The organism is Yinghuangia aomiensis (assembly GCF_039542225.1).
Classification (GTDB): Bacteria; Actinomycetota; Actinomycetes; order Streptomycetales; family Streptomycetaceae; genus Yinghuangia; species Yinghuangia aomiensis.
Map to the genome: position 1 here is coordinate 140,801 of NZ_BAABHS010000001.1, position 14,600 is coordinate 155,400.

At 73.1% G+C, this 14,600-nt stretch carries 11 protein-coding genes; 10 read left to right on the forward strand and 1 reads right to left on the reverse strand.

The window, feature by feature from the left end; translation table 11 throughout:
- Nucleotides 1-8: 8 nt before the first annotated feature.
- Nucleotides 9-1,514, reverse strand: a complete 1,506-nt coding sequence (locus ABEA93_RS00580; RefSeq protein WP_345673198.1) for a DUF885 family protein — start codon at nucleotides 1,512-1,514, stop codon at nucleotides 9-11.
- A gap of 97 nt (nucleotides 1,515-1,611) precedes the next feature.
- Between ABEA93_RS00580 and ABEA93_RS00585 the strand changes: the two genes are divergently transcribed.
- From ABEA93_RS00585 to gatC, 10 genes are all read left to right on the forward strand, one after another.
- Complete coding sequence (locus ABEA93_RS00585) at nucleotides 1,612-2,286, forward strand: trimeric intracellular cation channel family protein (RefSeq protein WP_345673199.1); 675 nt, start codon at nucleotides 1,612-1,614, stop codon at nucleotides 2,284-2,286.
- A gap of 28 nt (nucleotides 2,287-2,314) precedes the next feature.
- On the forward strand, nucleotides 2,315-2,677 hold the full coding sequence (locus ABEA93_RS00590) for a hypothetical protein (RefSeq protein ID WP_345673200.1): 363 nt from the start codon (nucleotides 2,315-2,317) through the stop codon (nucleotides 2,675-2,677).
- Between the two features lie 13 nt (nucleotides 2,678-2,690).
- Nucleotides 2,691-3,878, forward strand: a complete 1,188-nt coding sequence (locus ABEA93_RS00595; RefSeq protein WP_345673201.1) for a cysteine desulfurase family protein — start codon at nucleotides 2,691-2,693, stop codon at nucleotides 3,876-3,878.
- A gap of 88 nt (nucleotides 3,879-3,966) precedes the next feature.
- On the forward strand, nucleotides 3,967-5,175 hold the full coding sequence (gene mnmA, locus ABEA93_RS00600) for a tRNA 2-thiouridine(34) synthase MnmA (RefSeq protein WP_345673202.1): 1,209 nt from the start codon (nucleotides 3,967-3,969) through the stop codon (nucleotides 5,173-5,175).
- 324 nt (nucleotides 5,176-5,499) lie between these two features.
- Nucleotides 5,500-6,426 carry a hypothetical protein gene (locus ABEA93_RS00605; protein WP_345673203.1) on the forward strand — a complete coding sequence of 309 codons (927 nt, stop codon included), beginning with the start codon at nucleotides 5,500-5,502 and terminating at the stop codon, nucleotides 6,424-6,426.
- Nucleotides 6,427-6,943: 517 nt separating this feature from the next.
- Entirely contained in the window at nucleotides 6,944-8,149 is a 1,206-nt protein-coding gene (locus ABEA93_RS00610; protein WP_345673204.1) for an NAD(P)/FAD-dependent oxidoreductase, read from the forward strand.
- A gap of 120 nt (nucleotides 8,150-8,269) precedes the next feature.
- A complete protein-coding gene (locus tag ABEA93_RS00615; protein WP_345673205.1) occupies nucleotides 8,270-9,379 on the forward strand; it encodes a methionine synthase in 1,110 nt (369 codons plus the stop codon).
- A 77-nt stretch (nucleotides 9,380-9,456) separates the two neighbouring features.
- Entirely contained in the window at nucleotides 9,457-11,706 is a 2,250-nt protein-coding gene (ligA, locus tag ABEA93_RS00620) for an NAD-dependent DNA ligase LigA (protein ID WP_345673206.1), read from the forward strand.
- A gap of 296 nt (nucleotides 11,707-12,002) precedes the next feature.
- Nucleotides 12,003-14,147 (forward strand): putative bifunctional diguanylate cyclase/phosphodiesterase, encoded by a 2,145-nt coding sequence (locus ABEA93_RS00625; protein WP_345673207.1) that lies wholly within the window; start codon nucleotides 12,003-12,005, stop codon nucleotides 14,145-14,147.
- A gap of 152 nt (nucleotides 14,148-14,299) precedes the next feature.
- Nucleotides 14,300-14,599: an Asp-tRNA(Asn)/Glu-tRNA(Gln) amidotransferase subunit GatC gene (gene gatC / locus ABEA93_RS00630; protein ID WP_345673208.1), complete on the forward strand. Its 300-nt coding sequence runs from the start codon at nucleotides 14,300-14,302 to the stop codon at nucleotides 14,597-14,599.
- Nucleotide 14,600 lies beyond the last annotated feature (1 nt).

A 14,600-nucleotide genomic window follows, 5' to 3' on the forward strand; every position in this document is an offset into this window, starting at 1 on the left:
GCCGCGCGTCAGCCGCGTTCCACCGCCGTGCGCACCAGTCCCACGGGCGGGCTGCCCAGGTCCAGCAGTGCGGTGTGGAAGCGCTCCAGCGTGAAGCCCGTGCCCCACGCGGCCTTCGCCTCGTCGCGAAGGTCGCGCAGGGCGAGCTTGCCCCACGTGTAGCAGCCGTAATTCCAGTCGAAGGTGCCACGGCGGGCCTCGCTCGCCGCGGCGGTGCGGGCGAGGTGGGCGTCCGCCATGAACCGGCGGGTGGCCTCCGCGACGTCCATCGCGCCGGTGTGCAGGCCGATCGCCGCGGCCAGCCGGGTCACCCGGATCAGCGCCTCCAGGCACATGCCGATCGCGTAGCGCGGATCGCCGGCCCGGAAGCCCTCCTCCAGGCACACCTCCTCGATGTAGTGCGCCCAGCCCTCGGCGAACGACGACGAATGCAGCACCCGGCGCACGTCCGACGGCGCCCGCCGCAGCGCGCGGCCGTGCGCGAAGTGCCCGGGCGCGACCTCGTGGACGGTGATCGCCGGGAGCGTGGTGCGGCTGAAGACCGACAGCCACTCCTCGATCTCGTCGGCCGGCCAGTCCGGCTCGGGCGGCGTCACGAAGTACCAGGACGGGGCCTCCGGCTCGCCCGGCGCGTTCCACGACATCATCGCCATCGCCCAGCGCATCGACTCCGGCGCGGGCCCGACCTCGCACACGCCGTCGACGTACGGCGCCAGCTTGCGGGCCCTGGTGAACTCGATGACCTCCAGCGTCTGCGCCCGCGCCTCGGCGAGGACCCCGTCCGCGTCCGGATGGTCGGCCAGCAGCTCCGGCACCAGGTCCTCGACCGTCCGCGCCGGGTTGTACGCCTTGCACGCCTCCGCCAAGAGCCCCCGCAGCCGGTCCCGCTCGGCGTCCGCCCGCTCGGCCAGCCTGCCGAGGTCGACCTCGACCGCGTCCGCCGAACCCATCAGCCGGGCCAGCGCCGCACCGCCGAGGGCCGTGTCCGGGTCGCCGACCTGCGTGGCCCGCTCCAGATGCGCGACCAGGCGGCGCAGCGAGGCCAGCGCCTTCTCGCCGACCTCCCCGTCCTCCGGCCGCACCGCGGCGGCCTGCCCGCGGGCGGCGCCGAGCAAGGCGTCGGCGACCGGCGCGGTCACCTGGTCGAGCGACGCCAAGGCCATGTCGACGGCGTCCGGCCACTTCTCCAGGTGCCGGGAGCGGGCCAGCGCGCGCTCCTCCGCGGGCGCGTACTCCCTGTCGTAGACGGAGAGTTCGAGGTTCTCCAGGTGCGGGCGCGGGTCTCGGCGGTGCATCTCCAGCTCGCCGTGGACGACGCGCGTGTGCTCCTCGAACGCGGCGATGTGCGCCTCGTCGTGCGGGTCGTCCAGCGGTGGGCCGCCCAACGCGTCGAGCGCGGCACGCACGCCGGCGGGGGAGAGGTCCTGAATCCGGCCGTCGTATTCGTGCAGGCCGGCACCCTCTCGGGCGGAGGCGAGGGAGAGATCGCACAAGGCGCGCAGTCGGGCATCCATTCCCCGAGGCTACCCAGCGGTTCCCGCCGGACCCACGGAAAACGGCGGTCCGCCCCGGGGGACCGCGCTGCCCGGACAACAAGGCACAATTTCTGCCATGCCGCCTCAGGAGATCCAGGAGATCTACAGCCACACCGTCCAACAAGTGCTCGACCTGACCGGCATCTTCGTCTTCGCCGTGGCGGGCGCCCTCACGGCGGTACGCAAGAACTTCGACGTCATCGGGATCGTGGTGCTCGCGGAGGTCACCGCCCTCGGCGGCGGTGTCATCCGCGACCTCATCATCGGCGACGTCCCGCCCGCCGCCTTCCGCGACCTGGGCTACTTCATCACCCCGCTCTTCGCCGCCTTCATCGTCTTCTTCCTGCACCCGCAGGTCGAGCGGATCTACGCGACGATCGACATCTTCGACGCGGCCGGCCTCGGCCTGTTCTGCGTCACCGGCACCGCCAAAGCCTTCGCCTACGGCCTCGGCCCCGTGCAGGCCGCCGCGCTCGGCATCGTCACCGCCGTCGGCGGCGGCGCCATCCGCGACGTCCTCGCCAACGAAATCCCGATGCTGCTGCGGTGGGACCGGGAGATCTACACCGTGCCCGCGATGCTCGGTGCCGGCCTGGTCGCGGCCCTCGTGGAAACGGACACGCTCAACGCGATCACCGCGACCTGCGCCGCCGTATTCGCGTTCGCCTTCCGCGTCCTCGCCCTCCGCTACAACTGGCGTGCGCCGCGGGCCTGGCGCCGCAACTCCGAGGTCTTCGAAAAGTACGAATAGGCCGGCGCCCCACCAGGCCGGGCGGCACGTGCTGGGGAACTCTGCCCGCCGCGCGTACCCAACCGGCGCGACCGGCGTTGCACCTGATGTGTGGGAGATCCAGCAACCCCTGACCTACGACGCCGACGTCCCCCCGCCCCCGCCGCGCGGCTTCCTCGCCGCGCGGTGGCTCGCGCTGCGCCTCGCCCTCGACGCGGTGCTGCCGGGCGGACCCCGCTACGGACGCGTGCGCGCACCCCGCCCGCGCGGCGCGAAGGCCGCCGGTGACGCGTCGGCCACGGCCGCCCCGCGCCCGGACGCACGCGTCGTACCCGCCCCGCGCTCCCCGCGAGACCCGCGGGAATCCGGCGACGGCCCGGCACGCCGCAACCGACTGGCGGTACGCGACTAGACTTCGCGATGCGATGGCCTACTTCGATCACGCGGCGACCACACCGATGCGCCCCGAAGCCGTCCGGGCCATGACCCGGCAGCTCGGCGTCCTCGGCAACCCCTCGTCCCTGCACGCATCCGGGCGCCGGGCACGGCGCATCGTCGAGGAATCCCGCGAGATCCTGGCCGAGGCCGTCGGCGCGCGGCCCAGCGAGATCGTGTTCACCGGGGGCGGCACCGAGGCCGACAACCTCGCCGTCAAGGGCCTGTACTGGGCCCGGTCCGGCGAGGCCCCCGTGCGGCGCCGCATCCTCGCGTCGCCCGTCGAACACCATGCGGTCATGGACCCGATCGACTGGCTGGTGGCCCGCGAAGGCGCCGAGGTCGAATGGCTCGACGTGGACAGCGACGGCCGCGTGTCGCCCGACGTGCTGCGCACCGCCATCGCCCGCGACCCGGACGGCGTCGCGCTGGTCAGCGTCATGTGGGCGAACAACGAGGTCGGCACGGTTCAGCCGATCGCCGAGCTGGTGGACGTCGCACACGAATTCGGCATCCCCGTGCACGCCGACGCCGTGCAGGCCGTCGGCCAGGTGCCGGTCGACTTCGCCGCCGCCGGACTCGACGCGATGACCGTCTCCGGACACAAGCTCGGCGGGCCCCTCGGCTGCGGCGCGCTCGTGCTCGGCCGCCACCTGACCCCCGTCCCGGTCCTGCACGGCGGCGGCCAGGAACGCGACGTGCGGTCCGGCACCCTCGACACCCCGGCCATCGCCGCGTTCGCCGCGGCCGCCGAGATCGCGGTCCGCGAGCAGCCCGAGTACGCGGCCCGCGTCGGCGCCCTGCGCGACGACCTGGTGCGGCGCATCCTCGCCGAGATCCCCGACGCCGAACTCAACGGCGACGCACGGCTCGACCCGGCCCACCGCCTGCCCGGCAACGCGCACTTCTCGTTCCCCGGCTGCGAAGGCGACTCGCTGCTGCTGCTCCTCGACGCCCGCGGCATCGAATGCTCCACCGGCTCGGCCTGCTCGGCCGGCGTCGCCCAGCCCAGCCACGTGCTGCTCGCCATGGGCCGGGATGCCGCCCGCGCCCGCGGCTCGCTGCGCTTCAGCCTCGGCCACACGTCCACCGCGGACGAGGTCGAGCAGCTCGCCGGAGCCATCGGACCGGTGGTGGCCCGGGCCCGGATGGCGGGACTGACGGCACAGCGGCGGTAAGCAGGCCCCGGGCGCCGCCCCGCGCCCGTGAGCGGCCGCGGATATTGCCGCCGGGCGGGGGCCGCGCACCCCGTACCCTGGTGGGGCCATGACTGATCACGACGCCACCCTGCCGCCCGCCGTCTGCGAGCCGCTGCCGATGCTGCCCGAGCCGAGCGCCGGGACCGCGCGCCCGGAGCAAGGCACGCTGCCCGGGCCCGCCGCCGCGGGGCGCCCGCTGCGCGTCCTCGCCGCGATGTCCGGCGGCGTCGACTCCGCGGTCGCGGCCGCCCGCGCCCACGAGGCCGGGCACGAGGTGACCGGCGTGCACCTGGCGCTGTCCGAGAACCCCAAGTCGTTCCGCACCGGCGCCCGCGGCTGCTGCACGCTGGAGGACGCCCGCGACGCGCGCCGTGCCGCCGACGTCATCGGCATCCCCTTCTACGTGTGGGACCTCGCCGAGCGGTTCCGCGAGGACGTCATCGAAGACTTCTTCGCCGAGTACGAGGCCGGCCGCACCCCCAACCCGTGCCTGCGCTGCAACGAGAAGATCAAGTTCGCGGCGCTCCTGGACCGGGCCTTGGCACTGGGCTTCGACGCGGTCTGCACCGGCCACTACGCGGTGGTCGTCGACGGCCCGGAAGGCCGCGAACTGCACCGCTCGGTCGACCAGGGCAAGGACCAGTCGTACGTGCTCGGCGTCCTGGACGCCGACCAGCTCGCGCACGCGCTCTTCCCGCTCGGCACCGACACCAAGGACGACGTGCGCGCCGAAGCCGAGCGCCGCGGCCTGGCCGTCGCCCGCAAGCCGGACAGCCACGACATCTGCTTCATCGCGGACGGCGACACCCAGGCCTTCCTCGCCACCCGGCTCGGCCGCACGCCCGGCGACATCGTCGACCGGGACGGCACGAAGCTGGGCGAGCACGAGGGCGCGTACGCGTACACCGTCGGCCAGCGCAAGGGCCTGCGCATCGGCCGCCCCGCCGACGACGGCAAGCCGCGCTACGTCCTCGACATCTCGCCGGTCACCAACACCGTGACCGTCGGCCCGGCCGAGGCGCTCGACGTCGACGGCCTCACCGGCATCCGCCCGCGCTGGTGCGGCCCCGCACCGACCGGCGTCCTCGACTGCACCGCGCAGGTCCGCGCGCACGGCGACGAGTACCCGGCGGTCGCGGAGATCGACGGCGACACCGTCCGCGTCCGCCTGCACACCCCGATGCGCGGGGTGGCGCGCGGCCAGGCGGTCGTGCTGTACGACGGGACGCGCGTCATCGGATCGGCGACGATCGACGGCACGAGCAGCGCCGCCTAGCGCTCCTCCCTTGCCTGCGTGGGCAGTTCGCCCGGGAGCCCCGCCCCGGGCGGGCACGGCCCTGCCCGCGCCGTCCGGCAAATCCCCCCGAGCTTGCGGCCGTTGCCTGTACACCCCACCGACCCTGCCCGGTCGATATGACGATCACATGATGTTTGGCGCCTTCGCCGGATTTCCGGATCTCCTGTTACGCAGAAGGCAACTTCGGTGACCGGCTGGGTAAGAGTAGGTAGCGAAACCACTCTCCGGCCCGCGTTCCCCGCGCCGGCCGGGCCTTTCGCTGGGTGTGCACGCTTCGGGACTCGGGGGCTTGGGAGGGGAGCGATGGCCGCAATCGTGCTGGTGCACGGGATCGCACAGGAGTTCAGGTCGGCCCGCAGCCTGGAGGACGAGTGGCTGCCCCGGCTGGCCCGCGGCGTGAAAGCCGCCGGCTACCCGGAGACCGCGGACCGTTTGTGGAAATACCGCCAGACCCGCCGCGGGATCGATGCCCGCATGGCCTTCTACGGCGACGTCATGCGCCGCCACCCGTCGCAGCCCGACGCCGCCGAAGCCGACGGCCTCCGGCACGCGATGGCCGACCGCATAGGCCGCGAATGGCTCGACCGCGCCGCCGCCCGCAGCTCCGCGCCGCCCGAGCGGCAGCGGGCCGCCCGCGAGATCGCCCGCCTCGAAGGCGGCCCCGACCAGACCGGCCGCACCGTCGTCCTGTCCCCGACCTGCGGGCTCTCCGGCCTCAAGTGGTTCGCCGCCGACGGCCCCGGCTCGGCGGGCGGCTTCGTCACCAAGGCCCTCGGCCAACTCACCCGCTACCTGACCGACGACGCCACCCGCAACCGCGTCCTCGACCGCGTCGCCGCCGACATCGGCTTCGACACCCGCGTCGTCATCGGCCACTCCCTCGGCGCCGTCGTCGCCTACGAGGTCGCGCACCGCCTGCGCCGCCCGCTCCCGCTGCTCATCACCCTCGGCTCGCCCCTCGGCCCCGACACGTGCATCGACGACTGGGTCCGCCCGCAGCCCGCCCAGCCGCCCGCGTACGTCGAACGCTGGATCAACCTCGCGGACCGCGACGACCTCATCGCCGCCGAACCCCGCCTCGCCCAGCTCTTCGCCGGCCACACCCCCAACACCGGCCCCGAACTCCGCAGCGGCTACACCCTCGAACACGGTGCGGCGCCGCACAACCCGGACTTCTACTTGATGCGCCGCGAGATCGGCAAGAGCATCGGCGAGGCCTTCGCGGCCTGAGCCGACGCGCGACTCCTTCGACCGAGCGGGCGGGGCCCTTCCACTCCGAGGAAGGGCCCCGCCTGTGCGCGTACTTGCGGTGGATGCCACCGATCCCGCGCCGCGAGACTCGCCGTCCGGCGGTCGCGGGCGGTGTCCGGCCCGCGTCAACTGCGGGCATGCAGGCGGTCGGCTGCCTGCTGCCTGCTGCCTGCTGCGTCGGGAGGGAGGCGTGCTCCGGTCGCCCGCTCTTGACGGTTTCCACGCCCGCAGTCGCGTCTCTTCGCCCACGGCCGCGGCTGCGGGCCGTACCAGGGCAGATGGGCGGCTGCGGTCCCCGACGGCCTCGGTGTGCCCCTCCGCACAGGTGCCGCCCGCGCCCGCCCGCGGTGGCGCCGCACGCCCGCGTCGCGGACCGCCGCGTCCGCCGGCCCGCGGAGGCCCCACAAGACCTGCGAGTGACCTGCGTCACGACCTGTCACGGGGGCTGGGGGAGCGGTGTCTTGAGGCCGAACCCCTGGAACACGGAGGAGACGCCATGATGGAGAGCACCAAGGTCCTCGTGATCGGCGGAGGCTACGCGGGCGTGATGGCGGCCAACCGCCTGACGCAGCGCGACGATGTCGCGGTGACGCTGGTCAACCCCCGCCCGAGCTTCGTCCACCGGGTCCGCCTGCACCAGCTGGTCGGCGGGACCGACAGCGCGGTCGTCGAATACCGGAAGGTCCTCAACGATCGGGTGCGGCTGGTCGTCGACACCGTGGCCCGGATCGACGCGGCCGAGCGCAGCGTGGCGCTCGCGTCGGGTGGCGCGGTCGGCTACGACTACCTCGTCTACGCGGTGGGCAGTGGCAGCGCGGGCACGGAAGTGCCCGGCGTGGCGGAGTTCGCCTACCCGGTCGCCGAACTGGAGGACGCGCAGCGGCTGCGCACGATCCTCGACGGCGAGCCCGCGTCGGCCGCGGTCACCGTCGTCGGGGCGGGCCCGGCGGGCATCGAGACCGCCGCCGAACTGGCCGAAGGCGGGCGCGCGGTGACCCTGCTCTGCGGCGGGGTCCTCGGCCCATACCTGCACGCGCGGGGACGGCGCTCGGTCGCCAAGCAGCTCGCCCGCCTCGGGGTGACGGTGCTGGACGGCCCGGACACCCGGGTGACGGCCGTGACCGCGGACACCGTGCGACTCGCCGACGGCCGCGAGCTGCCGAGCCGGGTGACGATCTGGACGGCGGGGTTCGCCGTGCCCGACCTGGCCGCCCGCAGCGGCCTGAGCACCGACGCGGCGGGCCGGCTGCTCACCGACGAGACGCTGACGAGCGTGGACGACCCGCGCATCATCGCCGCCGGGGACGCCGCGGCCCCCTCGGACCTGCCGCTGCGGATGAGCTGCCAGGCGGCGATGCCTCTGGGCGCGCGCGCCGCCGACACGGTGCTGTCCCGGATCGCGGGGGAGGAACCGGAGACGCTGAACCAGTCGTTCGCCGCCCAGTGCATCAGCCTGGGCCGCCACACCGGCATCTTTCAGTTCGCCACCCGCTCCGACGTCGCGGTGTGGTTCAACGTCGACGGCCGCATGGGCGCCAAGCTCAAGGAAACCGTGTGCACGGGCATCGTCAAACACCTGTCCGACGAGGCGGGCAAGCCCGGCGGGTACCGCCTGCACCGGATCTCCGGAGGCACCGCGCGGCAGCGGCACTTGGCCGCCAAGCGCGTCGACGAGCGGGTCACGGCCGGCCTGGCGGTCTAGCCGGGTGCGTGCGGCGGTGCCCGCTTCCGGGGCACCGCCGCGCCCCTGCGCCCGCGAAACGGAACGTGTCCCGATCACGGTCCTACGGCCCCCGACCACGCGGTCAGTACCCTCGACCCCGTGACCACGACCCCCGACGCCACCCCCACCCCCGCGTCCCCGTCTCCGTACCCCTGGCTCCCCGCCTCCGCCACCGGTGTCGGGTCTCTCCCCGGTACCGACGCCCGTGAGGCCGTGCGGCTCGTCGTCGGGGAGCTGGGGCAGTTCCCGCACCTGCCGGAGCTGCCCGACCGCGGGGTCGGGGCGGACCTGACCGGCCGTGGTGCCGGGCTGCTGGTCGACCTGTTCGCGGAGGTCCAGCCCTCCGGCTGGCGGTTCGCCGACCGGCCCGGGCGGGATCACCGGCGGGCGGTGTCGTGGCTGCGGGAGGACCTCGACGCACTCGAGGAGTTCACGCAGGGTTACCGCGGCCCGCTCAAGGTGCAGGTCGCCGGGCCCTGGACGCTGGCCGCGACGATCGAACTGGCGCACGGGGACAAGGCCTTGGCCGACCCCGGTGCCTGCCGCGACATCACCGGGTCCCTCGCCGAAGGCCTCCGCAACCACCTCGCCGACCTGCGGAAACGCGTTCCCGGCGCGGAGTTCGTCGTGCAGTTCGACGAGCCCGCGCTGCCGGGCGTGCTGGCCGGCACCGTGCCGACCGCGAGCGGGTTCGGGAAGCTCCGGGCGATCGACAAGGGTGTGGTGCGCGACGCGCTGGCCACCGTCGTCGATGCCGTCCGAGGCCCGGCGGCCGTGCACAGCTGCGCGCCCAACGTCCCGATCGGCCTTCTGCGCCAAGCCGGGGTCAAAGCCGTGTCCCTGGACTTCTCCCTGCTCCGCGACCGCGACGAGGAGGCGATCGGCGAGGCGGTGGAAAGCGGCGTCGGATTCCTGTTCGGGATCATCCCTTCGCTGCCTCCGGCCCCGGTCTCCGCGCGGGTGGCGAACCGTGCCACGACCAGGGGAAACACCGGCGCGGGAGCGCGTCCGTTGTCGGATCCGGCCGGTACCGTCAGGGGTGTCAAGACGCTGTGGCAGCGGCTCGGCTTCCGTCCGGAGCAGTTGGGCGCGGCCGTGGTCGTGACGCCGGCGTGCGGCCTGGCCGGGGCGGATCCGGCGTGGGTGCGCCGGGTGCTCAAGCACAGCGTGGAGGCCGCCCAGGTGCTGCACGAAGCACCCGAAAGCTGACCAGGCACAACCAGAGCAAGACAGCGGGACACACCCGGACACCTGCCGGCCCACCGGCATCGCTGGAGGTTGACGACGTGGCTGACCTGACCGACGACCAGGGCATCCCCGCCGAGGTGCGCGACCGGGCCGCGGCCCTCGCCAAGGAACTCGAAGAGCACCGGTTCCGGTACTACGTCAAGGACGCCCCGACGGTCAGCGACGCCGAGTTCGACGCGCTCATGCGCGAACTCGAAGGCATCGAGGAGCGCCACCCGGAGCTGCGCACCCCCGAGTCGCCGACCCAGACCGTCGGCGGCGCGCCCGGCGGCGACTTCGAGTCCGTCGACCACCTCGAACGCATGCTCAGCCTCGACAACGCGATGAACGAGGACGAGCTGGACGAGTGGGTCGACCGCCTGCACAAGGACCTCGCGGGCGCCGATTTCCACTACCTGTGCGAGCTGAAGGTCGACGGCCTCGCGGTCAACCTGCTGTACGAGAACGGCGAGCTGGTCCGCGCGCTCACCCGCGGCGACGGCCGCACCGGCGAGGACATCACCGTCAACGTCCGCACCATCGGCGAGATCCCCACGCGCCTGCGCGACGACGGCGGCCACGACGTGCCGGAGCTGGTGGAGATCCGCGGCGAGGTGTTCTTCCCGATCGAGGAGTTCGACGCGCTGAACGCCCGCCGCGTCGAGGCCGGCGACAAGCCGTTCGCGAACCCGCGCAACGCCGCCGCCGGCTCGCTGCGCATGAAGGACCCGCGCGCGGTGGCGCAGATGCCGCTGCACATGGTCGTCCACGGCATCGGCGCCCGCCGCGGCTTCGCCATCGACTGCCAGTCGCACGCCTACGACAGGCTGCTCGCCTGGGGCCTGCCGACGGCCAAGCACAACAAGGTCGTCAAGTCCGTCGACGAGGTGAAGGAGTTCATCCGCTACTTCGGCGAGCACCGCAACTCCGTCGAGCACGAGATCGACGGCGTGGTGGTGAAGGTCGACGAGATCGCGCTGCAAGGCCGGCTCGGGGCGACGTCGAAGGCGCCGCGGTGGGCGATCGCCTACAAGTACCCGCCGCAGGAGGTCAACACCAAGCTGATCGACGTGGCGGTGGGGGTGGGCCGCACCGGGCGTATCACGCCGTACGCCGTCATGGAGCCGGTCAAGGTCGCCGGATCCACCGTCGCCTACGCGACCCTGCACAACCAGGACGTGGTCAAGGCCAAGGGCGTCCTCATCGGCGACACCATCGTGCTGCGCAAGGCCGGCGACGTCATCCCGGAGGTCCTCGGCCCGGTCGTCGACCTGCGGGACGGCACCGAGCGTCCGTTCGAGATGCCGACGCACTGCCCCGAATGCGGCACCGAACTGCGGCCGATGAAGGAGGGCGACGTCGATGTGCGGTGCCCGAACGCGCAGTTCTGCCCCGCGCAGATCCGCGAGCGGCTCTCCTACCTGGCCGGGCGCAAGGCCCTCGACATCGACGGCCTCGGCTACGTGGCGGCGACCGCGCTGACCCAGCCCCTGGAGCCGGCCGAGCCGCCGGTGAAGAACGAGGGCGACCTGTTCGACCTGACCGTCGAACAGCTCATGCCGATCCAGGTGCTGGTCCGCGACCCCCGCACCGGCATGCCCAAGATCGACGACAAGACCGGCGAAGAGAAGGTCATGTCCTTCTTCGCGACGAAGGGCACGGAGAAGAAGCCGAGCGAGCCGAAGAAGACCGTGCAGGTCCTGTTCGACGGCCTGGAGAAGGCCAAGCAGCAGCCGCTGTGGCGGATCCTGACCGGGCTGTCGATCCGGCACGTCTCCGACACCACCGCCCGCGCCATCACGAGCGAGTTCCGCGACCTGGACCGGCTGGCCGCCGCGTCCGTCGAGGAGATCGCCGCGGTCGAAGGCGTCGGGCCGATCATCGCCGAGTCGATCGTCGAGTGGTTCGCGGAGGACTGGCACCGCGAGATCCTCGAGAAGTGGCGCGCCGCGGGCGTCCGGTTCGTCGAAGAGGGCGGTGCCGAGAAGGTGCCCGGCATGCTCACCGGGCTGACCACGGTGGTGACCGGCACGTTGGCCGGATTCACCCGGGACGGCGCCAAGGAAGCCCTGGAGAACGAAGGCGCGAAGGTGACCGGGTCGGTATCGAAGAAGACCGACTTCGTCGTGGTCGGCGACAACCCGGGATCGAAATACGACAAGGCCGTTTCGCTCGGTGTGCCGATCCTGGACGACGAAGGCTTCGCGGTCCTGCTCTCCGAAGGCGCGGACGCCGCCCGCGCATGGGTCGCGGCGCAAGCGGGAGAGACTCCGGAGGCGGCCGCGGAGGCCGGGGAACCGGCCGAATAACAACCCGCACCATCGCCCCGCCGCACCACGGCAACCTGCCGGACAGCGTATCTGACGTCCCGTCAAGGGCTGTGGTGCGGACGGAAGTCGGAAGCCGACCCTCCGAATCCGGACGCGGGCGTTCTGGGCGATAACGCTGCCGCCTGCACCCTTCGCCCCCTACCCTGATCGGGAACCCGGTCGTCGCCGGGCTTGCCGCCCGGTCGCGGAACGTGTTGCGTACCCCTTGCCGCGGCCGGGCAGTCCGGCCCGCCGGACGGGAGAACCGCCCGGAAGAGCCGCAGGGGAGCATGTGCATGCGACGGATCGGACGCACGGATCTGTCGCGTATCGCGCGCCCGGGCCCCTTCCTCGCCAACATCCTCGTCGTCACCACTGTCGGCAACCTCGCGCTGTTCGGCGCGGTCGCCGGCGAACTGGCGTCCGGCGAGACCCCGGTGCCGTACACCGAAGCCGACCTGTGGATCCTGCTCTGCCTCGTGCTGCTCGACGGCCTGCACACCGGCATCACCCGCCGCGGCCTCTACGTCCCCGGCGCCGTGCCGTCCGTCGCGGTCACCTACGCGCTGCTGATCGTGCACGGCTGGGTCGTCGCCTCGATCTGGCAAGCGGTCCCGGTGGTGGTGGCCTGCGCGCTCCGCCGCGACGCGCTGTGGCGGATCGCCTACCTCGTCGGCCACTACATCCTGGCGTTCCTCGCCGCGGAAGGACTGCTGCGGCTCTGCGGGATCAGCCCCGGACCCGACGTCGTCCGGCACCTCGACGCCGACGAACTGCCCGCGGTCCTGGCCGCGGGCGCTGTTTTGGTCGCGGTGTCCCAAGGCCTCGGCTGGCTGCTGCGGTCGAGCTGGCGCGGCACCCGGCCGAGTGCCCTGGCCCGCGAGGAACTCCGCTCCCGCCTCCTCGCGCACGGCGCGCTCATCGGCCTCGCGCCGCTCATCGCCGTCGTCACGCACGCCAACCCGTGGGCGCTCCCGCTGTTCGCCGGCCCCATGTTCAGCCTCTACCAGGCCACCCGGGTCAGCTTCGACCGCGAACAGGAAGCCCGCCACGACCCGCTGACCGGCCTGCCCAACCGGCGGCTGCTCCTGGAACGCGGCGAACGCGCCCTGCGGCGCGCCGACGGGTCCCGCAAAGTCGCCCTGTTCCTGCTCGACCTGCACCGCTTCCACGAGGTCAACGACACCCTCGGGCACCTGTCCGGCGACCGGCTGCTGCGCCAGGTCGGGCAGCGGCTGCGCGACGTGGTCGGACCCGCGGACACCGTCGCGCGGCTCGGCGGCGACGAGTTCGCGGTGCTCATCCCGGACCTGCGGCCGATCGACGTGGAATTCGGGGTCCTGCCGCCGGAGAAGATCGCGCTGGCCCTCGCCCGGCAGGTCGTCGAGGTCCTCGGCGAGCCGTTCGAACTCGACGACCTGTCCCTCGACATCGAAGTCAGCGTCGGCGTCGCGGTGTTCCCCGACCACGCGGACGGCATGCAGGGACTCCTGCAGTACGCCGACGTCGCCATGTACCTCGCCAAGCGGCTGCGCAGCGGCGTGGAGCTGTACGACCCGGCGCGCGACGTCAACACGCGCGAGAAACTGCTGCTGCTCGGCGACCTGCGCCGCGCCCTCGACATGCACCAGGTCGAACTGCACTACCAGCCGAAGGTGTCGTTCACGACCGGCCGTGTCGACGGCTGCGAGGCGCTCGTCCGCTGGTGCCACCCCGAACGCGGCTACATATCGCCGGAAGAGTTCGTGCACCTCGCCGAAGAGACCGGTCTCATGCCGCGGCTGACCCGCTACGTCGTCGACGAAGCGCTGGCCCAGGTGGCGATCTGGCACCGCGCGGGCATCGACGTGCCGGTCGCGGTCAACGTGTCCGCCCGCGACATCCACGCCCCGGCGTTCGCCGACACGGTCGCGGCCGGACTGCTGCGGCACGGCGTGCCGCCAAGCGCGCTGCACTTGGAGATCACCGAACGGGTGCTGCTGGAGGAGCCGCAGCGCGCCGCGGACAGCCTCGACTCGCTCCGCAAGCTCGGCGTGCGGCTGTCGCTGGACGACTTCGGCACGGGCTACTCGTCGTTCGTGCACCTGCGGCACATCCCGGTGAGCGAGATCAAGATAGACCGCTCGTTCGTGGCCCGGCTGACCGTCGACGAGGAGGACGCCGCGATCGTCCGCTCCACCGTCGACCTCGCCCACTCGCTCGGCCTCCGGGTGGTCGCCGAAGGCGTCGAGGACGACGCGACCTGGGACCGGCTGCGCGACCTGGGCTGCGACAGCGCGCAGGGCTGGCTGATCGCCCGCGCGCTGCCCCGCGACGAAGCCACCGCCTGGCTGGTCCGGCACGGCGTCGGCGCCCGCATGGCCCCGCACCGCCACACCGCCGACAAGCGGTCCGCGGAGCGGCCGCTGCCCGCGCAGCGGCAGACCCGGGTGACCGGCTGAAGCACCGCGGGGCCGTTTGAGGGCTGCCCGGACGGGTCCCGGACCGCCTCTCACCCTCAGGTGCACCCCTATATGCCATGGGGTCGGCCCCGCCCGGGAACTAGGATGGCCACGACCCAACCATCCCCAGCCACCCCTGAAGGAATCGCTGCATGCCTGGCATCACGCGCGAGGAGGTCGCCCACCTCGCCCGGCTGTCGCGGCTGGAGCTGCGGGCCGAGGAGCTAGACCACCTCGCCACGCAGCTCGACGACATCATCGGCGCGGTCGCCCGCGTCGGCGAGGTCGCCGCCGACGACATTCCGCCGACGTCGCACCCGCTGCCCATCACCAACGTGATGCGGCCCGACCGGGTCCAGCCGGGGCTCACCCCCGACCAGGCCCTGTCCGGTGCGCCGGCCGCCGAGGACCAGCGCTTCCGCGTCCCGCGGATCCTCGGGGAGGAGCAGTAGC

Excerpts from the sequence above, each read along its gene's own strand:
- ABEA93_RS00605 (WP_345673203.1), top strand. The coding sequence starts at position 5,500 with ATGGCCGCAATCGTGCTGGTGCACGGGATCGCACAGGAGTTCAGGTCG.
- ABEA93_RS00595 (WP_345673201.1), top strand. The coding sequence starts at position 2,691 with ATGGCCTACTTCGATCACGCGGCGACCACACCGATGCGCCCCGAAGCC.
- ABEA93_RS00625 (WP_345673207.1), top strand. The coding sequence starts at position 12,003 with ATGCGACGGATCGGACGCACGGATCTGTCGCGTATCGCGCGCCCGGGC.
- ABEA93_RS00585 (WP_345673199.1), top strand. The coding sequence starts at position 1,612 with ATGCCGCCTCAGGAGATCCAGGAGATCTACAGCCACACCGTCCAACAA.
- mnmA (WP_345673202.1), top strand. The coding sequence starts at position 3,967 with ATGACTGATCACGACGCCACCCTGCCGCCCGCCGTCTGCGAGCCGCTG.
- ABEA93_RS00610 (WP_345673204.1), top strand. The coding sequence starts at position 6,944 with ATGATGGAGAGCACCAAGGTCCTCGTGATCGGCGGAGGCTACGCGGGC.
- ABEA93_RS00580 (WP_345673198.1), bottom strand. The coding sequence starts at position 1,514 with ATGGATGCCCGACTGCGCGCCTTGTGCGATCTCTCCCTCGCCTCCGCC.
- gatC (WP_345673208.1), top strand. The coding sequence starts at position 14,300 with ATGCCTGGCATCACGCGCGAGGAGGTCGCCCACCTCGCCCGGCTGTCG.